General features: G+C 56.1%; 18 protein-coding genes. 9 read left to right on the plus strand and 9 right to left on the minus strand.

Annotation, left to right across the window (positions count from 1 at the left end; all coding sequences use genetic code 11):
* The first annotated feature begins 93 nt into the window (after positions 1 to 93).
* From AM218_RS12245 to nth, 3 genes are read left to right on the plus strand one after another with little or no spacing between them, the layout of a single operon-like run.
* Positions 94 to 729 (plus strand): RNA polymerase sigma factor, encoded by a 636-nt coding sequence (locus AM218_RS12245; protein ID WP_054414116.1) that lies wholly within the window; start codon positions 94 to 96, stop codon positions 727 to 729.
* Complete coding sequence (locus AM218_RS12250; RefSeq protein ID WP_231576213.1) at positions 707 to 898, plus strand: hypothetical protein; 192 nt, start codon at positions 707 to 709, stop codon at positions 896 to 898. Before AM218_RS12245 ends, AM218_RS12250 begins: the two co-directional genes overlap by 23 nt.
* A gap of 21 nt (positions 899 to 919) precedes the next feature.
* Complete coding sequence (gene nth, locus AM218_RS12255) at positions 920 to 1,624, plus strand: endonuclease III (protein WP_054414117.1); 705 nt, start codon at positions 920 to 922, stop codon at positions 1,622 to 1,624.
* A 53-nt stretch (positions 1,625 to 1,677) separates the two neighbouring features.
* Here the strand turns inward: nth and AM218_RS12260 are convergent, their stop codons facing one another.
* Together AM218_RS12260 and gldB are read right to left on the minus strand one after the other, a co-directional pair.
* Complete coding sequence (locus tag AM218_RS12260; RefSeq protein WP_054414118.1) at positions 1,678 to 2,883, minus strand: glycosyltransferase family 4 protein; 1,206 nt, start codon at positions 2,881 to 2,883, stop codon at positions 1,678 to 1,680.
* A 149-nt stretch (positions 2,884 to 3,032) separates the two neighbouring features.
* Complete coding sequence (gene gldB, locus AM218_RS12265; RefSeq protein WP_231717483.1) at positions 3,033 to 4,043, minus strand: gliding motility lipoprotein GldB; 1,011 nt, start codon at positions 4,041 to 4,043, stop codon at positions 3,033 to 3,035.
* Positions 4,044 to 4,149: 106 nt separating this feature from the next.
* On the opposite strand from gldB, the gene AM218_RS12270 reads away from it, so the two are divergent.
* Positions 4,150 to 4,821 (plus strand): porin family protein, encoded by a 672-nt coding sequence (locus tag AM218_RS12270; RefSeq protein ID WP_044511624.1) that lies wholly within the window; start codon positions 4,150 to 4,152, stop codon positions 4,819 to 4,821.
* 90 nt (positions 4,822 to 4,911) lie between these two features.
* Here the strand turns inward: AM218_RS12270 and AM218_RS12275 are convergent, their stop codons facing one another.
* From AM218_RS12275 to AM218_RS12285, 3 genes are all read right to left on the minus strand, one after another.
* Positions 4,912 to 6,519 carry an Rne/Rng family ribonuclease gene (locus AM218_RS12275; RefSeq protein ID WP_048825547.1) on the minus strand — a complete coding sequence of 536 codons (1,608 nt, stop codon included), beginning with the start codon at positions 6,517 to 6,519 and terminating at the stop codon, positions 4,912 to 4,914.
* 326 nt (positions 6,520 to 6,845) lie between these two features.
* Positions 6,846 to 7,742: a tetratricopeptide repeat protein gene (locus tag AM218_RS12280; protein ID WP_054414119.1), complete on the minus strand. Its 897-nt coding sequence runs from the start codon at positions 7,740 to 7,742 to the stop codon at positions 6,846 to 6,848.
* Positions 7,743 to 7,817: 75 nt separating this feature from the next.
* Positions 7,818 to 8,123, minus strand: a complete 306-nt coding sequence (locus AM218_RS12285) for an HU family DNA-binding protein (protein WP_044511619.1) — start codon at positions 8,121 to 8,123, stop codon at positions 7,818 to 7,820.
* 193 nt (positions 8,124 to 8,316) lie between these two features.
* Here AM218_RS12285 and mutY point away from each other — a divergent pair, with 193 nt between their 5' ends.
* The 4 genes from mutY to recG all read left to right on the plus strand — a co-directional run bounded on the left by mutY (position 8,317) and on the right by recG (position 12,838).
* Positions 8,317 to 9,399, plus strand: a complete 1,083-nt coding sequence (gene mutY / locus AM218_RS12290) for an A/G-specific adenine glycosylase (RefSeq protein WP_054414120.1) — start codon at positions 8,317 to 8,319, stop codon at positions 9,397 to 9,399.
* Positions 9,400 to 9,498: 99 nt separating this feature from the next.
* Entirely contained in the window at positions 9,499 to 9,921 is a 423-nt protein-coding gene (locus tag AM218_RS12295) for a single-stranded DNA-binding protein (RefSeq protein ID WP_054414121.1), read from the plus strand.
* A gap of 117 nt (positions 9,922 to 10,038) precedes the next feature.
* Complete coding sequence (gldD, locus tag AM218_RS12300; protein ID WP_054414122.1) at positions 10,039 to 10,635, plus strand: gliding motility lipoprotein GldD; 597 nt, start codon at positions 10,039 to 10,041, stop codon at positions 10,633 to 10,635.
* Between the two features lie 103 nt (positions 10,636 to 10,738).
* On the plus strand, positions 10,739 to 12,838 hold the full coding sequence (gene recG, locus AM218_RS12305; RefSeq protein WP_054414123.1) for an ATP-dependent DNA helicase RecG: 2,100 nt from the start codon (positions 10,739 to 10,741) through the stop codon (positions 12,836 to 12,838).
* Between the two features lie 50 nt (positions 12,839 to 12,888).
* On the opposite strand, the gene AM218_RS12310 is transcribed toward recG, so the two are convergent.
* Positions 12,889 to 13,125 carry a hypothetical protein gene (locus AM218_RS12310; protein ID WP_054414124.1) on the minus strand — a complete coding sequence of 79 codons (237 nt, stop codon included), beginning with the start codon at positions 13,123 to 13,125 and terminating at the stop codon, positions 12,889 to 12,891.
* Positions 13,126 to 13,511: 386 nt separating this feature from the next.
* On the opposite strand from AM218_RS12310, the gene AM218_RS12315 reads away from it, so the two are divergent.
* A complete protein-coding gene (locus AM218_RS12315) occupies positions 13,512 to 14,963 on the plus strand; it encodes a hypothetical protein (protein WP_054414125.1) in 1,452 nt (483 codons plus the stop codon).
* A gap of 83 nt (positions 14,964 to 15,046) precedes the next feature.
* On the opposite strand, the gene AM218_RS12320 is transcribed toward AM218_RS12315, so the two are convergent.
* The 3 genes from AM218_RS12320 to AM218_RS12330 form a co-directional block, all read right to left on the minus strand.
* Complete coding sequence (locus tag AM218_RS12320) at positions 15,047 to 16,471, minus strand: Glu/Leu/Phe/Val family dehydrogenase (RefSeq protein WP_054414126.1); 1,425 nt, start codon at positions 16,469 to 16,471, stop codon at positions 15,047 to 15,049.
* A gap of 133 nt (positions 16,472 to 16,604) precedes the next feature.
* Positions 16,605 to 18,392 (minus strand): acyl-CoA dehydrogenase FadE, encoded by a 1,788-nt coding sequence (locus AM218_RS12325; protein WP_054414127.1) that lies wholly within the window; start codon positions 18,390 to 18,392, stop codon positions 16,605 to 16,607.
* A gap of 314 nt (positions 18,393 to 18,706) precedes the next feature.
* Complete coding sequence (locus AM218_RS12330) at positions 18,707 to 19,885, minus strand: acetyl-CoA C-acyltransferase (RefSeq protein WP_054414128.1); 1,179 nt, start codon at positions 19,883 to 19,885, stop codon at positions 18,707 to 18,709.
* Positions 19,886 to 19,942 lie beyond the last annotated feature (57 nt).

Genomic DNA, 19,942 nt, shown 5'->3' on the forward strand with positions numbered 1-19,942 from the left:
AGGAGACATCTCCGCCAATCCCCTAATTTTCTTCTTTATCCTCTAGCTGCACAATATGGCTTAAAGCTCTACGTTCCCTTATTCGTAGCCTTTATGGAAACCATGCAGCCGAGCGACTCCGCGTTGATTTCGCTCTATATCAACGGAAAAGAAGAAGCCTTCGAACTGTTGTTGAACCGGCACAAAAGCCGCGTCTTTACCACGATTATGTTAATCGTGCGGGACGAAGCCGTAGCCGAGGATCTGCTACAGGACACCTTTATCAAGGCTATCCATACCATGAAAAGCGGCCGCTACAACGAGGAAGGCAAGTTCTCGTCGTGGATTGGCCGTATTGCCCACAACCTGGCCATTGATTTCTTCCGTCGGGAGAAGCGCAGCCCGCTGCTCAATCTCGACACCTCGAGCCACGCTTTCAACTCCCTCTCGCACGCCGAGGAAGGAGTGGAGGCCAGCCTCACCCGGGAGGAAACCTATAGCCGGCTGCGGGAGTTAATACAAGACCTGCCCGCCGCGCAGAAAGAAGTGCTGGTGATGCGCCACTACGGCGACATGAGCTTTCAGGAAATTGCGGACGCGACAGGGGTGAGCATCAACACGGCGCTGGGGCGTATGCGCTACGCGCTGATCAATCTGCGGAAGAAAATGGCCGCACATCCTGTCTTCTATGATCAAAACCTTTACCCAAGAGAAACTGCTCCGGTACGTGTACAACGAATTGCCGGCTGATGAGCAAGCCGGCCTGGAGCAAGCCCTGACCCACGATGCCGAACTGGCGGGCCAGTGCGCCGATCTGTTGCTAGCCCAGCGGGTGCTAGATGGCGTGCGCAGCACGCCCAGTGCTGGTACAACTCAATCTATTCTGCAGTATTCGCGTACGTTTTTAGCCGCGTCCTAAGGGCGCGGCTTTTCTTTTTTTATGCGTAAGACCGAGCGGTACCGCCGCTTTCTGGACTACTTCACCACCCACTTTCCCGCCCCCGAAACCGAGCTGCACTACCGTAGCCCGTACGAGCTGATTGTGGCCGTGGTGCTCAGTGCCCAATGCACTGACAAACGCGTGAACCTGGTCACGCCGGCTCTTTTCGAGCAATTCCCCACACCTGCCCACCTAGCGGCTGCCTCTGTGGAGGAAATTTTCCCTTTCATTCGGAGTGTATCCTACCCCAACAACAAGGCCAAGCATCTGGCCGGGCTGGGGCGCCTTCTGGTGCAGGAGTTCAACTCCGAAGTACCCAGCCAGCTGGAAGATTTGCAGCGCCTGCCCGGCGTGGGCCGCAAAACGGCCAACGTGGTCATGTCCGTGATTTACAACCAGCCTGCTATGGCTGTGGATACGCACGTCTTTCGGGTGTCGCACCGCCTTGGACTAGTTAGCAAAACGGCTACTACCCCACTGGCGGTGGAGAAAGAGTTGGTACTGTATATCCCGGAAGAGTTGGTGAACAAAGCGCACCACTGGCTGATCCTGCACGGGCGCTACATCTGCGTGGCGCGCCACCCCAAATGCGGCATCTGTCCACTCACGGAAATCTGCGCCTATTACCAGAAGGTAGTAAAGCCTACCGCCGCCCTCGGGCTAAACACTGCAGAACAGCTGGAAACCGAGGGAACTGCCGAATAAATCTTCTGATTAGTACAACTTAGTATAAAAGTAGCTTTAAGCAGCACAACGCTTTAGCGCAGGGTGGCCGCCTTTTCCAGCACCTGCTCAACCGTGTGAGCAATTTGCTGGCGGTCAAATAATTGCCGGGCTGCCTGTTGGCCACGTTGGCCGGCTGCCTGCAGCTTTTCTGGCTGCGCGAGCAATTCCAGCAGCTTGGTAGCCAGGACATCAGGCTGCCCGGCCGGCACAAACCAACCGGCTCCGTGCTGCTCTACAAATGCCTTAGTCCAGCCCTGGTTGGTGACAATCACTGGGGTGCCTACCGCGAGGCTGTCGTAGAATTTAGCGGGGGAATTGGCATCCAGTACAGGCATCTCCAGAAACGAAACTACTGATACTGCCGCCAACCGAAACCATGCAAATACCGCATGCCTTGGCTGCGGCGGCACCAGCCGAATAGCGGGGCAACGCGCCGCCGCTTCCCGTATGAGCGGCTCATGATAACCAAGGCCCATAAACAGCCAGCATACCTCCGGATTCTGAGCCGCCAGCTCCTCGGCGGCAGCTACCAAGGTAGGAATGTCATTAGCGCGCCCGAACGTACCGGCATACAAGACCACCTGCTTGCCTTCCAGCCCATGCTCCTGGCGCAGCATAGCCACTGCTGCATCCATAGCACGGGCAGCCAAGTCCAGGTCGGTGCCGTTGAGTACGGTAGTTACCTTGGCGGCCGGTATTCCCAAATCGGAAATGTAGCGCGTCATATCCGGCGAAAGCGGCAGAATATGGGTGGCGCTCTGGTACAGGCTTTTCTCCAGCGCAAAGAGCCGTTGCCGGGCCCAGCCGGTAGGCACTGCCCCCATAGCAATAGGAAAGGACGGCCACAAATCCTGCACCTCAAATACCCACGGCACCCGGCGCCGGTGCGCTACCCGGGCCGCCACCCAGGCGGCCGTGAGCGGCGTGGAAATGCCCCAGATAACATCCGGCTTGTCCACTTTCAGTCCTTCCCGATAAGCATAGGCTACGTATTGCCCAAACGCCAGCACCCGCCGCGCCGGCCCCATGCGGTTGTGGTACGGTATATCGGCGGCGCGCATCTCAACGCCTTCCGGTAGCCACGGAAACTCCTGCGTCAGGCGCTGTTGCTCCCAGGTGCGGGTGGTAATAAGCGTAACGCGGTGGTGCCGGGCAATATGCGCCAGCAGGGAGTAATGCCGGCTCGTGGCCGGACAGTCGGGGTTGGTGTGGTACTGGCTGAAAACGAGAATGTGCATAAATTCAGTAGCGAATTCAGTAGCGCCCACAGTAGCGCGAAGCTCCAGCTTCGTGCATGAGCGAAGCGAGTGGCCGGCGTATGCAGACGCGTGGGAACTCGCGTTGCTCGTACGCGAAGCTGGAGCTTCGCGCTACATCTTCCATACCGCTATTTCCGCTTCTGTGGGCGGTAGCGCGACTGGTTAAGGATCTGCTGCGCGTCTCGGTTGGCCATAAGCTGCGGCAAGGTCACCTTAGGATTTTCGGCCATATACTTACGCACAATCTGCCAGCCAACCCATGCTCCTATGCGGCCGGGCGCCGTCTTATCGATTTCCGGTACGTCGGGCCGCTCGCCTACGTACTTCTGAATTACGAAGGGCGTGGTATTGTACAGCAGGTTTTTCTCAATGAAATGGCCCCACACTTTGCCTTCGTTGTACTGTACACCCTCTATTTCTTTGGCCGTGTAGCCAATCAGCAGGGAATCGGGGGTGCAGGGCAGCATTTTTTCGGCGAAGTACAGCGCCTTGCCAAACTGCACCATTTCGGCCAGCATGGTTTGGTTGGTCAGCTGCTTGCGGTTGTATTTGCTGGAGACGGCCAGCATCACGGTAGGCAACAAATGCTCCGGCGTATAGCGGCGGACAATGTACTCGGGCACGTTGGGCCGGTAGCTGGCTTTGGGGCCCACAAAAAAATCGAGCCCCAGCACCAGCAGGCTGTCGTTCACGAATACGTCCTGACTCAGGCCGCTCACAAAAGTTTTAACGGGCGGCACCCGGAAATCGGGGAAGTAGAAGCGCACGTGCTGGAAAGCCTGGTGCAATTGGCGTTGCAGGGCCGCGGTATCCTTAAACGCGGCTTCGGTTTCGCGGCCCAGCTTCTGCAGTCCCTCGTTGGTGGCCAGCTGCGTCAGGCGCTGGGCCAGCACGTCGTCGGAGGGGTATTGGCGGCGTAGCAGGAAATGAGTGGCAAACAGGGGCTCGGCCGCTAGAAAACGCTTGGCATCGGCGGGCGTCTTAATCTGGAAGAACGGGCGCGTCAGGTCCTCTATATGTACCGGGGCTTCTACCCGCGCTACGGCCGGGTCCAGCTCACAGGAGGAAGTATCCCGGCTGCAGCCGGCCAGCAGGCCAATGGCACACAGCCACGGCAGAAAGTGAAACAACGGGCGCATGTGGGGGAGATTGTACTTCACGCTTCTATCTTTAGGGCGAAATTAGCCAAAACGAAACGCCGCGCTACTGACGCTATTGTCTGACCCCGTTTTTCCTTGCTTTTATATGAAAAAGACGTTCCTAGCCCTTTTCCTGACGGCCGCCACCGCTACTGCCGCTTCGGCGCAGGTTGAAATTGGCCTGAAGGTGTCCCCTTCCATTACGTATCTGCGGGCCGATGGCTCGGCCAATAGCTTCGAGAAAGAAAAATCGAAGCTCGGTTTGGGCGGCGGCCTGGTAGTTGATTACTTCTTCGGTGAGAACTACGCCTTCAGCTCCGGGCTGGAACTGGCCGGCAAAGGCGGCACCATTCGCTACAACGACCCGGGTACCGGCACCTCGCAAACGGCTAAAATCACGGCCCAGTATCTGCAGATACCGCTCACCATGAAGCTTTTCACCAACGATATTGCCACCGATACCAAGCTCTATTTCCAGCTGGGCGGCGTGGTAGGCGCCAACATCGGCACCCGCATCAACGGCGAGAAAGAATACAAGGACCCGGGCAATAACAACGCCGTTTTCAAAGCCAATAAATTCCTACTGGTGCCTGATCTGGGTGTGATGATAGGCTTTGGCACCGAGTATCAGATGGGCCAGAGCACCAAGGTATTCGCCGGTCTGCACTACCAGCGCGGCCTGCCCAACATCGACAACTATTATGGCGATGAGCGCAACTTCAGCAATGTGGTACTCAAGAACAGTGAGTTTGCCCTGGATCTGGGCCTGAAGTTTTAGACCAGCTTTCCACCGCACAAAAAAGCCCGCGTTGCTTCCAGCAGCGCGGGCTTTTCTTCTTGTTCAGGCGGGGCTTTCGCAGAAAAACCGTTAGTCTGTAATTTCTATTTCACGATCCTGCAGGCGGCTCATAGCCGCAGCGGCCGAGTGCAGCGCAATGTCTTCGCCTTGCTCGTCTTCGATGCGGTATTCCGTCAGGCCCAGGGACGTGTCCTTCATGATTTTCACCCACTTGTAGTATTTGAGGTACCACTTCATCTGCCGGCTTACCAGGCCTTTAGTATAGTAGGCATGCAGGAACGGATGCACATACAGCGTGATGCCCGCCTGGTTTTGAGTTACCAGAAGGTCTTCAATGCTGTTGTCGATTTCATCCGTTACCAGAATAGAAGCGGAAATCTTGCCCGTGCCACCACAGGTGGGGCACACCTCGCCGGTTACAATGTTCTCGGCGGGGCGTACGCGCTGCCGCGTAATCTGGAGCAGGCCAAACTTGGTGATGGGCAGAATAGTGAAGCGCGCTTTATCGTGCTTCATAATGTCCTTCACCGCGTCTTCTACCTTCTTGCGGCTATCTGCCGACTTCATATCAATGAAATCGACCACAATAATGCCGCCCATATCACGCAGGCGCAGCTGCCGGGCTACTTCCTTGGCCGCCAGCATATTGATCATGAGAGCCGTAGCCTCCTGGTCGCCTTCCTGGTTGCTCTTGTTGCCCGAGTTCACGTCGATAACGTGCAGGGCTTCGGTGTGCTCAATAACGAGGTAACCACCGCCCGGCACCGTCACGGTTTTGCCAAACAGCGACTTCAGCTGCTTTTCAATGCCGTGCTGCTCAAACACCTTCACTTTGGCGTTGTGGAGCTTGAGCAGCCCTAACTTATCGGGCGCAATTTTCTGGAGGTAGCTACGCATCTCCTCGTACATCGGTGCCGAGTCCACGGTAATGGCATCGAACGACTCGTTGAGCATATCGCGCAGCATGGAGCTGGTCCGGCCCAGCTCGCCCAGCACCTTGTCGTTCGGCTTGGCCGTGCGCAGGGTCTGGTAAAGCTGGTTCCAGTTGTCCACCATGCTCTGCATATCCTTGTCGAGCTCAGCCACCTCGCGGCCTTCGGCCACGGTGCGGATGATTACGCCAAAATTATCGGGCTTAATGGAGGCAATGAGACGCTTGAGACGCTCCCGCTCCGTGCGGCTGACAATTTTCTTGGAAACACTGATGGTATTGGAAAAGGGCACCAGCACGAGGTAGCGACCGGCCATGGAAATATCCGTGGACAGGCGCGGGCCTTTGGTGGAAATGGGCTCCTTGACGATTTGAACCAGCATTTGCTGGCCCTTTTTCACGGTGTCAGCAATCTTGCCGACTTTGTCCAGCTGCCCATCAAACTGGAAGGTTTTCAGGGGGCCGACGGTAATTTTCTGCGACTGGACGCCTTTCACCCACTTGGTCAGCGAGGGGAAATTTTCCCCTAGGTCGCCGTAGTGTAGAAAAGCATCCTTTTGATACCCGATATCAATGAACGCGGCGTTCAGACCGGGCATAACTTTCTTGACCGTACCCAGGAAGATGTCACCAACGGAATAGTTGGTGTCGTTGCGGTCGAAATGATATTCGATGAGCCGCTTGTCCTGGAGCAGAGCAATCCGTTCTCCGTCCTGAGTAGAATTAATGATTAATTCGTTACTCAATGGATTAGGCTGTTTAAGGTATATCTCCGAGTGAGCAGCCCGCTGGCCTGACCAGAAACCCGCAAAGGGAAGCCAGTGCACAGAGCACCAGCTTCCCTTTCGAGCCACGGGGAAAGCGCACAGTTAGCCACTCTCGGGGATATTACATGAGAGATAGACGGACGCTTAAACGCAGTGCGTTACGCCCGCCAGCAAACCCCGAAAGGCTTACTTCTTCTTGTGACGGTTCTTGCGCAGACGCTTCTTGCGTTTGTGGGTAGCAATCTTATGACGCTTTCTTTTTTTACCGCAGGGCATGGGTGAAAGTGGTTAAGGTTAAAAAATGATTATTGCAGCTTCTGCAATTCCTGATCAACCGATGCCGACAGAGCCGGATCGGTACTGTTTTTCTTGACTTCGTTGAATACCTGACGGGCCTCGGCACGCTTGCCGGTTTGCGCCAGGGAAACGCCCAGATAAAACTGGCCGCTGGTGTTATCGGGGTGGTATTTCACCAGCTCCCGGAAACGCTCCACGGCCTTTTCTGCCTGGTTGCTTTGCAAGGATAGCACGCCCAGATTATAGAGCGCCTTTTCGTTGCGGGGGTCGGTGGCCAGTACCTCGCGCAGCAGCACAACACCCTGTACGGGGTTTTCGCTGGCCATGTACGTCATCCCCAGATTAGTTTTAGCGTCCAGGTTATCGGGGTTGTTCTTGAGCACCCGCTCATACAGTTCCCGGGCCTTGGCGCTCAGCTGCTTAGCCCGTTCCTCGGTAGCCGCGAAGCTAAAAGCTTCGAAGTACTGATCAGCGGCCCGCTTCCAGGCTTGCTCGCCGGGGCGGGCTGCGGCCACCTGCTCATAGTAGTACCCCGCGCTGTCAAACTTATTGACGGCGGCGTACTGCTTGGCCAGTTCACCGGCTATGCGAGTTTTAGCCGCGGCATCGGCAGCGGTGTATTTAGCCCGCAGCTGCGCCAGCTCTTTCTGCTGCGCTGGAGTAGCGGCCATATGGGGCTGCTCAGGCGTAGCACCGGCCGTAACGGGCGCAGCCCCTTCTACAGAAGCTGTAGAGGGGGCTGCGGCACCATTGTCGCGGTTAGCTGTGCGAGCTGCGGTTTGCGTTAGCTCGCCTTTGCCTTCTTTGGGCTTCACAATTCCCTTCGGCAACATAAACAAGGCCCCCACTATCACCAGAGCGACGAGGACCAGAATCAGTTGATGCGAAGAGGAAGTACGAGCCATGCGAAGAAAAAAGCAGGCCGCCGGGCTTTACACGAAAACCTGGCGGCGCTGCGGCAATGTTACAAAGAAACGAACTTATGCCTGAGCCAGCTCCTTGATCTTCTTGCTGTTTTTGATCTTGCCGATGAAGGTTTTCGACGGCTTGAAGCTCGGGATGAAGTGTTCGTCGATGATAATCGACGTGTTTTTCGAGATGTTGCGGGCTACTTTTTTCGCCCGTTTTTTGTTGACGAAGCTTCCGAAGCCACGCACGTAGATGTTGTTGCCATCGGCCATGGAATCCTTCACTACTTTGAAGAAGGCTTCTACGGTAGCCGAAACGTCTGCTTTCTCAATGCCAGTCTTCTCGGCAATTTCGGCGATTACTTCTGCTTTAGTCACGCTGGTAAGTGTACTATGGAGTGAAAAAATATACGGGCAAAACTCCCCGATTCTATACGTAAGCCTTTGCCCAATAGGCGGTTCGCCTACGAATTGGGGCCACAAAGGTAGTTTCCTTTTTTTGTTTTACAATACTTTCTCCTGAATCCATGTTGGATGCTCTTCATCTGACAAGCCTTTCTTCTTCACCATTTTGACGCCTTCTTCCTCTTCTGCCGCCCATCCGTTCTTCTCCCGCGCCCTGCTGGCCTGGTATCCGCGCCACCGCCGGGACCTGCCCTGGCGGCACACCCGCGACCCTTATGCCATCTGGCTTTCGGAAGTAATTCTGCAGCAAACCCGGGTCAAGCAGGGCCTCCCCTACTACCTCGATTTTATCACCACTTATCCCACAGTGCATGATCTGGCCGCCGCTCCCGAGGATGAGGTACTGCGCCACTGGCAGGGCCTGGGCTATTATTCCCGGGCCCGCAACATGCACCATACTGCTCAGCAGGTAGTACGGGAATTTGAGGGGCAGTTTCCTGGTACGTACGCCGGCTTGCTGCAACTGCGCGGCGTGGGCCAGTACACCGCGGCCGCCATTGCCTCTTTTGCTTACGATGAAAAAGTAGCGGTGCTGGATGGCAACGTATTCCGGGTGCTGGCCCGAGTGTTTGGCATTTCGGCTGACATTGCCGTGCCGGCCAGCCGCAAGGTTTTCCAGCAGCTGGCTGATACGCTGATTCCGGCCGATGCGCCCGCTGAGTTCAACCAGGCCATTATGGAGTTTGGTGCCATTCAGTGCACCCCGCTGAAGCCGGATTGCCTGTTTTGTCCTTTGCAGAGCGAGTGCTACGCCTTTCAGCATGGGCTGGTAGCGGAGTTGCCGGTGAAGAGTAAAGCCAAAGCGGCCCGCACCCGCTATTTCCATTACCTGGTGCTCCGCCACGCCGATAGAATTTATATGCGGAAGCGCACGGGGAAAGATATCTGGCAGGGGCTCTACGATTTTGCTTTAACGGAAACGGAATTGCCGGAACTGGCAGCACACCTGATTCTTGATCAGGTAGAAGCTTTGGGCGGCAAACTGGCTACTGACCGGGTAGAAGAGCCAACACCCGCTTTTCGGCAGGTCCTAAGCCATCAAAAGCTGGAGGCCCGGTTTCACTCCCTGTGGCTGCAGGAGCCATTATCATCCGCTTCACTTTCAGCGTCGGGCTTAGCGGCTTTCTCTGCCGAAGAAGTTGAACAGCTACCCAAACCGCTATTAATTACTAATTATATTGGTAAATAAAATATCAGCTAACTTTATTGGAATATTGAATAAATAGGCGTATCTTTAACCTATTATAAAACACCCCTATTTCATACTTAACATTTTCATTGTCAGACCATGGCAGGCATTAACAAAGTAATTCTGGTTGGTAACCTGGGCAAAGACCCAGAAGTACGTCATTTGGAAGGCGGCACCAATGTAGCTCACTTCACGCTGGCCACCAACGATTATTACAAAGACAAGCAAGGCAACCGAGTAGAGCGCACCGAGTGGCATAACATCACCGCCTGGCGCGGCCTGGCCGAAATGGCTGAGAAGTACCTCAAAAAGGGCCAGCAGGTGTACGTAGAAGGCAAGCTGCGCACCCGCCAGTTCCAGGATAAGGATAATCAGACGCGCTACATCACGGAGATTGTAGCCGATGAAATTTCTATGCTGGGTGGCCGCCCGCACAACGATGATACGCCCGCCGCAGAGCAATCTGCGGCGGCGCCTACCACGTTTCGCCAGGAGCCCGAACTCGACCAGCTCCCTTTCTAATCAGTACAGCCGCTCTGCGGCTGTTAAGTAGCCTCGGCACTTTGCCGGGGCTTTTTTGCGTTGTGCGGCACAGTGCCCGTTAGTGGCTACCTTTGAGTAAACTCCGCATTGTTTCAAATGCCTGCTTCTTCCTTTCTTCGCAGCCTGGGTGCTGCTTTAGGCTTTCTGCTATTTGCGGCCGGCTGCTCTTCTGCCCCCGATTTTACGCCCAAGCCCAAGGGGTTTAACCGCATTGATCTGCCGCCGCACCGCTACCAGCAGCTGGCGCCCGGGCACCCGTACACATTTGAGTACTCCCGCTTTGCCAAAGTGCTGCGCGACTCATCTTACCTGGCCCAGCCGCACTGGATAAACGTGTACTACCCCTCGCTGAAGGCCAACGTGCAGATTACCTACACCGATGTGCGCCAGAACCCCAAGCTCTATAACAAGATGATGGAGGATGCGCGCAAGCTCACCGGCAAGCACGAAATTAAAGCCACGGCCATTGATGAAAGCCTGCTGAAAACCCCCAGCGGCATGCGCGTATCAGTGTTTGAGCTGCAGGGCGAGGTACCGAGCCAGCTGCAGTTTTACACTACCGATAGTACCAGGCATTTCTTCCGGGGGGCACTGTACTTCCGCACGGCTACCGCCAACGATTCCCTGGCGCCCGTTATTGAGTATGTGAAGACGGATATCCTGCATCTGCTCAACACCCTGAAATATCGGTAGCGCACCAGTGGGCGGCCAGCTTATGGTTGCTCACTCTCCCTTAATAGATTACAGAATAGTTTTGACGGCTATCCGCTTTCCGCCCCTGGCCAACCGCTCTTAAATGAGTAACTTCTTTCAAACCAAAATTGAGTATCTGCGGGGTGTGGGCCTGCAACGCGCCCAGCTGCTGCAAAAGGAGCTGGGCATTTTCACGTACGGCGACCTGATTCAGCGCTACCCGTTCCGCTACCTCGACCGCACCCAGTTCTACAACATTTGTGACCTGCACGACGACCTTCCCTACGTGCAGGTGAAAGGCGTGCTCCGCAACCGCGAAGTGCTGGGAGAGGGCCCTAAAAAGCGCATGGTGGCCAAAGTAGCCGATGCCAGCGGCGAGCTGGAGCTAGTTTGGTTTAAGGGCGTGAACTATCTGGAGAAAATCATCCGGAATCACCAGGAGTACATTGTCTTTGGCAAGCCTACCATTTTCAACGGCCGGCCCCAGATGGCGCACCCCGAGCTGGAAGAAGTAACTGAGGCCAAACCCGGCCAGAGCTTCCTGCAGCCGGTTTACAACACCACCGAAAAGCTCAAGAACTACCACCGCATCGACAGCAAGGCCATTGCCCGCATGGTAGCCGACCTGCTGAAGATTGCCCTGCCCCAAGTGCAGGAAACCCTGTCGCCGGCCCTGATTCAGCACTACGCGCTGATGGATAAGGCCACGGCCCTGCAGCAGATTCACTTCCCCCAGTCGCCCGAGCTGCTACAGGCGGCCCGCTTCCGCCTCAAGTTTGAGGAGCTGTTTTATGTGCAGCTCAAGCTGCTGCGCCAGAAAACGCAGCGCAAGATTGAGCTGGCCGGCCAGATTTTTAAGGAAGTGCCCACGCTGGTGCACTTCTACAAAAACATCATGCCCTTCGACCTCACCGGAGCGCAGAAGCGGGTGATTCACGACATCTACAAGGACTTCTGCGCCGGCAAGCAGATGAACCGCCTGCTGCAGGGCGACGTGGGCTCGGGCAAAACCATTGTGGCCTTCATCAGCATGCTCATGGCCGCCGACAACGGCGCACAAAGCTGCCTGATGGCCCCCACCGAAATCCTGGCCGACCAGCACTATGTGGGTCTGAAGCAGTATGCCGACCTATTGGGGCTGAAAATAGGGAAGCTGACGGGCAGTACCCGCACCGCCGAGCGGCGCGTGCTGCACGAGCAGCTGCGCTCCGGCGAGATGCACATGCTGGTGGGCACCCACGCCCTGCTGGAAGATGTGGTGCAGTTCCGCAACCTGGGCCTCACCATTATGGATGAGCAGCACCGCTTTGGGGTGGCGCAGCGCTCCAAGCTCTGGCAGAAAAACCCTCACGTCATCCCCCACGTGCTGGTAATGACGGCCACACCCATTCCGCGCACGCTGGCCATGACGCTCTACGGTGACCTGGATGTGTCTGTGATTGATGAGCTGCCGGCCGGCCGCAAGCCCATTGTTACGGTACACCGTTTCGACTCCAACCGCCTGAAGGTATTCCAGTTTCTACGCGACCAGGTTGCGCTGGGCCGGCAGGTGTACATCGTATACCCGCTGATTGAGGAGAGCGAGGCCATGGCCGACTACAAAGACCTCATGGACGGCTACGAAAGCGTGGCCCGCGCCTTCCCGGACTTTCAGATCAGCATTGTGCACGGCCGCATGACGGCCGGCGAGAAAGACGCCGAGATGCAGCGCTTTATTGAGCGCAAAACCCAAATTATGGTGGCCACCACCGTAATTGAGGTGGGTGTGAACGTGCCCAATGCCTCCGTAATGGTGATTGAAAGCACCGAGCGGTTTGGCCTTTCCCAGCTGCACCAGCTGCGTGGCCGCGTGGGCCGGGGCGCCGACCAGAGCTATTGTATTCTGATGAGCGGCTACAAGCTCAGCAAAGACTCGCGCACCCGCATTGAAACCATGGTGCGTACCAACAACGGCTTCGAAATTGCCGATATCGATCTGAAATTGCGCGGCCCCGGCGACCTGATGGGCACTCAGCAAAGCGGCGTGCTGGACCTGCTCATTGCCGATCTGGCCAAGGACGGCCGTATTCTAACCGAAAGTCGGGCTGCCGCCCAGGGCCTCCTGAACGAAGACCCGGAGCTAAACCACGAGCTAAACCGCAACATCCGGCAGCATATTGATTCGTTGCCGGCCACGGCCGTAAACTGGAGCCGGATTAGCTAAATCCGGCGGCAGCGGGCATAAAAAAAGCGGAATCACTTCCGCTTTTCGTTTTACTCAATAGTGAAGATTTCATCACCACCTGAGGAAGGCGGTGTACCGGGGGCCTGATGAAAGTCGCCTGATTTGTGGTTCACCTGCTGCACAAAGAAGGAATGGCTGTTGGCAGAAGGAGCAAGCGCTGGCTGGGGCTTCTGAGCAACCAGATTTACGTACGGCAATGGTTGTTTGGCAAGCTTACCAACTACAATCAGCGTGAATAATAAAAAAGCTTTGAGTAAAAATTTCATATGAATGTGGGCATCAAATAAGCGCTGGCTGATAGGGGCAAGAATTAAGCCAGAGCGGTAGTCAGATCGAGGTAAATCAAAGAATCAGGGGCAAAAGTACGATGATTGGCTGGTAGATGCAGACGCAAAACGCAGGAACATCTTAGAGGACAATATATCCTATTTATAAGTCAATCCATACTTTTTACTGTGGAGGCACAGACAAAGGAACGGTGAAGCAGAAGAACGAAGGCAAAAGCGCGGTTAAGGTTTCGTGAAGATTTCAAAAAGCGGTGGCGGCCATTCGCGGCATTGTTGGCCATGTACGGAACTGAGGGCAGAGTTGATACCTTTGAAGAAGACTTTTTCAGTTTTTTTTCATTTTTTCTTGTTAACTGTCTTTTGCCGTGCATCTTAACTTTCTTTTTTGGATAAGCAGCCTTGCTCTGGCCTGGACCGTTGCCGCTGCTCCGGCTACCGCCCAAAAGGCAAAAACTGCTTTCAGCTACGTCCCCGAGCAGTCGGATGACCGCTACAACCAGCGCGTGCCCCACAAGACCTTGGCGCTGTCCGGCTCCACTGATTTCATCGTACTCGGCCACAAATCGGCCACGGAATACACCGTAGAGCGCTATAACACGGAACTGAAGCGGGCCTGGCAGGCCATTATTCCCGTAGCCGCCGGCGAAACCATTGAGGCCTTTTCCCGCAACAAGGACCAGGCCCTAGTGGTGGTGCACCACAAAGATGCCGGCGCCCAGAACCTCTCGGTAATAGCCGTAGACCTGAGCAACGGCCAGAAAGCCGCCGCGAAAAAACTGATGGATGCGCCTCCGCGTGACCGGCGCCCCGGCGTGGCTATTTCGCCCGACGGCACGCACATCGTAGCCTTCCGCTACCTCACCCGCGACGTCCAGATCCGGGCCCTGAGCGCTAACATCTTCGATCAGAAGCTGACCAAGCTAAAAAGCCGCGTCTACGATTTCCACGATCTGGGCGACTTCTTCTCCCCTACCGTGTACGTGGCCAACGACGGCACCCAGTACGTGGCACTGGTGACAGACGGCATGAAAAAGATAGCCGTGCGCCAGTACCGCAACGATAACCCCGATGTGAAGGTCATGTCGGTAGTGGTAGGCGGTACGTTTGGCGGCAAAGTGGTGAATGTGTTCGACACCAAATTCACAATGCATCCCAACGGCGTTATTCTGGGGGCGGCCATCTGCACGGAGCGCGAAACCGGCCAGTATTACAGCCTCAAGCTTCTGAAATTTGACCCCACCGCCGGCGGCGAGCTGAAGTTTGCCCCCGAATTCCGCTTTAAGCCCGAGTACCTGACCCTGGTGAACAAAGCCACTCAGGGCAATGCCAAGCGCCTGGAAGACGTGTACCTTTCCGATGTGGTGATGACGCCCGACAGCTCGCTGGTGGTAATAGCCGAGAAGAAGTATGAAGAAGGCGGCGACAACTCGCCGGTACACGCCCGCGAGCTGCACCTGTTCGGCTACAACCAGTTTCAGACACCCACCTGGAACACCATCATTGCCAAAGACCAGGTGGCCTCGCCCGCCGAGGGCTTTGCCGGTATTGGCTACCGCATGGCCACCTTCGGCAACGAGCTGCAGATTGTAACCCAGGAAAAAATCAAAGGCAAGTCAGACCTGTACCTGCGCCGGGTAAATGCCCGTACCGGTGTGGTATCAGAGCCCAAAAAGCTGGGCCTGAACGTAGCCGCCGACCAGAACCTGGCCTACGTGAAAGACTTCACTACCTGGCTGGATGCCAAAACCATCATCGGCGTGAGCCGCCCCAACAAGAAGTCAGCAGCTTTAATGCTGAACAAGATTGTGGTGAAGTAGCCGAAAGCCTCTCCTAAAACCAGAAGGGCCAACCGATGTACATCGGTTGGCCCTTCTGGTTTACAGTACTTAGGTACTTAAGCTTATGGGAAAATACCCAGCGCCTGATAGCTCACGCCTATTTTCTCAATGGCATTGTAGAAAGCGGCCGTGCGCAGGTCGGTGATGCCTTCCACGTCCTTCATTACCTGCCGGATAGCATGGTAGGCAGTAATCATGGTGTCTTCCAGCCCGGAACGGACCAGGTCAATTTCGTCGGCGCCGTGCACGATAAGCTGCCGCTCCTCGGGGGTAATCGTTTTGCCGGTGGTGCGCTCTATGGTATCTACTAGGCGCTTCATGGCGGCTTCTTCCGCCCGCTTACCCATGCGGCCAAAGCGTACGTTGGAAAGGTTTTTCAGCCACTCGAAGTAGGATACCGTCACGCCGCCCGCATTGAGGTAAAGGTCGGGCAGAATTACGATGCCGCGTTCCAGCAGAATTTTCTCCGCGTCTTTGGTAGTGGGGCCGTTGGCGCCTTCGGCAATGACTTTGGCTTTGATGCGGGCAGCATTGCCCTCGTGGATCTGATTTTCCAGGGCCGCAGGCAGCAGCACGTCGCACTCGTATTCCAGCAGCTCCAGAGACTGGGGAATATCCTGGGCTCCGGGGAACCCCAGAATAGAGCCGGTTTCCTGCCGGTGCTTAAACACTGCGGCCACATCCAGCCCTTTGGCATTGAAAATAGCGCCCTCCCGCTCGGCAATGCCCGTAATCAGGGCGCCCGCTTCCTGGCAGAAGTGCGCAGCATAATAGCCCACGTTGCCCAGCCCCTGCACAATAATGCGCTTGCCGGCAATACCACTGGTCAGGCCCATTTTCTGCAGCATCGGCTCATCCTGCAGCAATTCGCGCAGACCGTAGAACACGCCCAGGCCGGTGGCCTCCGTGCGCCCGCGGATGCCGCCCTGCCCTACCGGCTTGCCCGTAACGCAGCCCAGGGCGTTGGTGTCGCCATACTTAAAGGCCATGTAGGTATCGGCAATCCAGGCCATTTCGCGGCTGCCGGTGCCGTAGTCCGGGGCGGGCACATCCATGCCGGGACCAATCAGGTTTTTCTTGATCAGCTCACTGGCGTAGCGGCGCGTCACGCGCTCCAGTGTCTGCACAGAGCTGGTGCGCGGGTTGATTTTTACCCCGCCCTTGGCTCCGCCAAACGGTACGTCTACCAAAGCGCACTTAAAAGTCATGAGGGTGGCCAGGGCCATTACCTCCTCTTCATCAACATACACGCTGTAGCGAATACCGCCCTTGCTGGGCAGCTTGTGGTGGCTGTGCTGCACCCGAATTCCTTCAAACACCTGCACGTGTCCATCCACCTCCACCGGAAAATTCACCTTGTAGATGCTGTTGCAGGCCCTGATCTGCGCAATAATGCCGGGGTCCAGCTTCGAGAAGCTCGCGGCATGATCATAAAACTGCAGCACGCTGTCGTAAAAGTCTTTGCCCTTTACCTGTTCATTAGTCATAGCTCGGCGGGAATTGAAGGTGGGTGTCACCTGCAAACGTCATCCGTAAGCTCCGCGTTGTACCTAAAACCAAAAGGCTGCTTCCGGATTGGAAGCAGCCTTTTTACTTGAGTTTTCCTAACGTGTACTACCCCTAGTACACGTAGTCGTTGGCCTGAATCATGGCATCAGCAATGCGACGACGGGCTTCCTTGGCGTTAAACAAATCGGCTTTGGTGAAGCGCTTCAGGCCCATGGCCAGCAGGCGCTGCTCGTCGCCTTCCGTCATGGAGGCAATGGCATCTTTGCCGGCCTTGTTCACCAGGTCCACGGTGTCGTAGAGGTACACGCGGGCAATGTCTATCTGATTGGCCACGGCTTCTTCGCCCTTGGTGCCAGCCTCCTTCTCCACGCGCAGCAAAGTGCTTTCGGCGGTGTAGACTTTAATGGCCATGTCGGCAATGTTCATCAGTACCTCCTGCTCTTTGGCTAGGGAGTTCATATACTTCTGCACCGCCGTGCCAGCTACCATCAGAATAGCCTTCTTCAGCTTCTGAAGGGTCTTTTTCTCGGCAGCAAACAGGCCGGTTTCTTCTTCGGTATTGAAGTCCGGAATAGCCATCAGCTCCTGCTGCACCGCTTGGGCGGGGCCCATCAGATCCAGCTCGCCTTTCATGGCCTTTTTCAGGATCATGTCTACGGCCAGCATCCGGTTGATTTCGTTAGTGCCTTCAAAGATGCGGTTGATGCGGGAGTCACGGTAAGCGCGGTCCATGGGGTAGTCGGCTGAGAAGCCGTAACCGCCATAAATCTGTACGCCTTCATCCACCACGTAGTCCAGCACTTCTGAGCCTTCTACTTTCAGGATAGCGCACTCCACAGCAAACTCGCGGGCGGCGCCCAGCAAAGCTTCGTTGTGGCTCTGGCCCTGGCTCAGCAGCTCCTGCTCCATGCGGTGGATGTCCATGCCCGCCCGGTAAATAGCCGATTCTACGGCGTAGGTGCGGATAGCCTGCTGGGCCAGCTTATACTTGATGGCGCCGAACTTGGAGATAGGCAGCTTAAACTGAATCCGCTCATTGGCATACTTCACGCTGGTAGCTACAACGCGCTTGGTAGCGCCCAGGCAGGCAGCGGCCAGCTTAATGCGGCCAATATTCAGGATGTTGAAGGCAATGAGGTGGCCTTTGCCAATCTCGCCCAGCACGTTTTCCTTCGGGATTTTCACATCCGAGAGGAACACCTGGCGGGTAGATGAGCCTTTGATGCCCATCTTGTGCTCTTCGTTGCCGAAGCTGAGGCCGGGGGTGCCACGCTCCACAATGAAGCCCGTGAACTTGTCCCCATCCACCTGCGCAAACACGATGAACACGTGCGCAAAACCGGCGTTGGTAATCCACATTTTCTGGCCGTTGAGCACGTAGCTCTCACCATCTTCCGTCAGCACGGCTTTGCTGCGCGCGCCCAGGGCATCGGAGCCCGAGCCGGGCTCGGTGAGGCAGTAAGCGCCCAGCCACTCGCCGCTGGTCAGCTTGGGAATGTATTTGTCTTTCTGCTCTTGGGTACCGAAGTACAGGATAGGCAGCATACCGATACCCGTGTGGGCCGCGAAGGCTACCGGAAACGAGTGGCCGCCGCCTACGCCTTCCGTCACCAGCAGGGCAGTGTTGAAGTCCATGTCGTATCCGCCATACTGCTCGGGAATGCTCACGCCGAACAGGCCCAGCTCGCCAGCCTTTTTCATGAGGCCTTCCAGCAAGCCTTCCTCGTGGTTATCGAGGCGCTCCAACAAAGGGTCTACTTCGGTCTGCACAAAGTCCAGACAGGTCTGGTACATCATGCGCTGCTCCTCCGAGAATTCGGCGGGGGTAAATACTTCCTGAGCGTCGGTTTCTTTGATGATGAACTCGCCGCCCTTGGTCAGTTTGTTGGTTACTTCCATGACTGGGTGAGGTATTGAGGGGGTTGGGAATTATCGAGGGGAAAGCAAATTATTCCAATGGCTGTCACCTACTTATTAACACAGTAGCTCAACAAATTGTCGTACCGAAATATACAAAAAATAGTAGGCTTGCCGAGTATATTCCGGAAAAAAAACCCCGAACTGCCGGGGTTGTTCTTAACTTTTTTCTGTCATCCTGAGCTTGCGAAGGACCTTCTCACCGCTGAACGATAATCGTGACAACGACACTTTCTTTCGTGAGAAGGTCCTTCGCAAGCTCAGGATGATAATACTTTTTTGCTGGCGAGCAAGAGCTACTTCAGCAGTTCATAAATGCCAGCTACGCCCTGGCCGCCGCCTACGCAGGCGGTTACCATGCCGTATTTCTTGTTTTGCGCCCGCAGCTCGTGGAACAGCTGAATGCTGAGCTTGGCACCCGAGCAGCCCAGCGGGTGACCCAGCGCAATGGCGCCGCCATTTACGTTCACTTTGCTCTGGTCCATGCCCAGCTCGCGCATAACGGCCAGACTCTGGGAAGCGAAGGCCTCGTTCAGCTCGAACAAGTCAATGTCTTCCAGCTTCATACCCGCCTGCTTCAGTGCTTTCGGAATGGCTTTAATCGGGCCCATACCCATGATGCGGGGGTCAATGCCTTCGGTGGCGTAGGTTACCATGCGGGCAATGGGCTCCAGGTTCAGCTCCTTCACCATGCGCTCCGACATCACAATGACAAAGGCAGCGCCATCGGAAGTCTGGGAGGAGTTGCCGGCCGTTACGGTACCGTTGGCGGCAAACACGGGGCGAAGCTTGCCCAGGGCTTCTACCGAGGTATCGGCGCGGGGGCCTTCGTCGGTATCTACCACGTAGGAGCGGGTTTTCTTTTTGCCGCTGGCGGGGTCCAGGTAGGTTTCTTCTACCTTGATGGGCACAATCTGCTCCTTGAACTTGCCGGCCTGAATGGCTTTAATGGCCTTCTGGTGGGAGTTGTAGGAGAACTGGTCCTGGTCTTCGCGGGAAATCTTGTAGTCCTGGGCTACGGCTTCGGCGGTGAGACCCATGCCGAGGTAGTAGTCCGGGTGCTCTTTGGCCAGCTTGTAGTTGGGCACTGTTTTCCAGCCTACGGTGGGCACCAGGCTCATGCTTTCCGTACCACCGGCCACGATGCAGTCGGCCATGCCGGCGGCAATTTTACCGGCGGCCATGGCAATGGTTTCTACCCCGGAGCCGCAGTAGCGGTTCACGATAAGGCCCGATACGTTCATGGGCAGGGCCAGCAGCGAAATCAGACGGCCCATTTGCAGGCCCTGCTCGGCTTCCGGCACGGCATTGCCCACAATCACGTCGTCGATGCGCGTAGGGTCGAGGGCAGGCACGGAGGCTACCAGGTGCTTGATGACGTCGGCGGCCAGGTCATCGGGGCGGGTGAAGCGGAAACCGCCACGGTTGGCTTTGCCTACGGCCGTACGGTAACCAGCTACGATATATGCATTCATGTTATTGGAGTCTTAGAGAAGGTGGATGGTTAAAATTCGTCTGTCATTCCGAGCGAA

Origin of the sequence: Hymenobacter sp. DG25A, assembly GCF_001280305.1 — a bacterium.
GTDB lineage: Bacteria > Bacteroidota > Bacteroidia > Cytophagales > Hymenobacteraceae > Hymenobacter.

Bases quoted from the DNA above. Each gene is read 5' to 3' on its own strand.
- AM218_RS12245 (WP_054414116.1), top strand. From the start codon at position 94: ATGGAAACCATGCAGCCGAGCGACTCCGCGTTGATTTCGCTCTATATC.
- nth (WP_054414117.1), top strand. From the start codon at position 920: ATGCGTAAGACCGAGCGGTACCGCCGCTTTCTGGACTACTTCACCACC.
- AM218_RS12260 (WP_054414118.1), bottom strand. From the start codon at position 2,883: ATGCACATTCTCGTTTTCAGCCAGTACCACACCAACCCCGACTGTCCG.
- gldB (WP_231717483.1), bottom strand. From the start codon at position 4,043: ATGCGCCCGTTGTTTCACTTTCTGCCGTGGCTGTGTGCCATTGGCCTG.
- AM218_RS12270 (WP_044511624.1), top strand. From the start codon at position 4,150: ATGAAAAAGACGTTCCTAGCCCTTTTCCTGACGGCCGCCACCGCTACT.
- AM218_RS12280 (WP_054414119.1), bottom strand. From the start codon at position 7,742: ATGGCTCGTACTTCCTCTTCGCATCAACTGATTCTGGTCCTCGTCGCT.
- AM218_RS12295 (WP_054414121.1), top strand. From the start codon at position 9,499: ATGGCAGGCATTAACAAAGTAATTCTGGTTGGTAACCTGGGCAAAGAC.
- gldD (WP_054414122.1), top strand. From the start codon at position 10,039: ATGCCTGCTTCTTCCTTTCTTCGCAGCCTGGGTGCTGCTTTAGGCTTT.
- recG (WP_054414123.1), top strand. From the start codon at position 10,739: ATGAGTAACTTCTTTCAAACCAAAATTGAGTATCTGCGGGGTGTGGGC.
- AM218_RS12310 (WP_054414124.1), bottom strand. From the start codon at position 13,125: ATGAAATTTTTACTCAAAGCTTTTTTATTATTCACGCTGATTGTAGTT.
- AM218_RS12320 (WP_054414126.1), bottom strand. From the start codon at position 16,471: ATGACTAATGAACAGGTAAAGGGCAAAGACTTTTACGACAGCGTGCTG.
- AM218_RS12325 (WP_054414127.1), bottom strand. From the start codon at position 18,392: ATGGAAGTAACCAACAAACTGACCAAGGGCGGCGAGTTCATCATCAAA.
- AM218_RS12330 (WP_054414128.1), bottom strand. From the start codon at position 19,885: ATGAATGCATATATCGTAGCTGGTTACCGTACGGCCGTAGGCAAAGCC.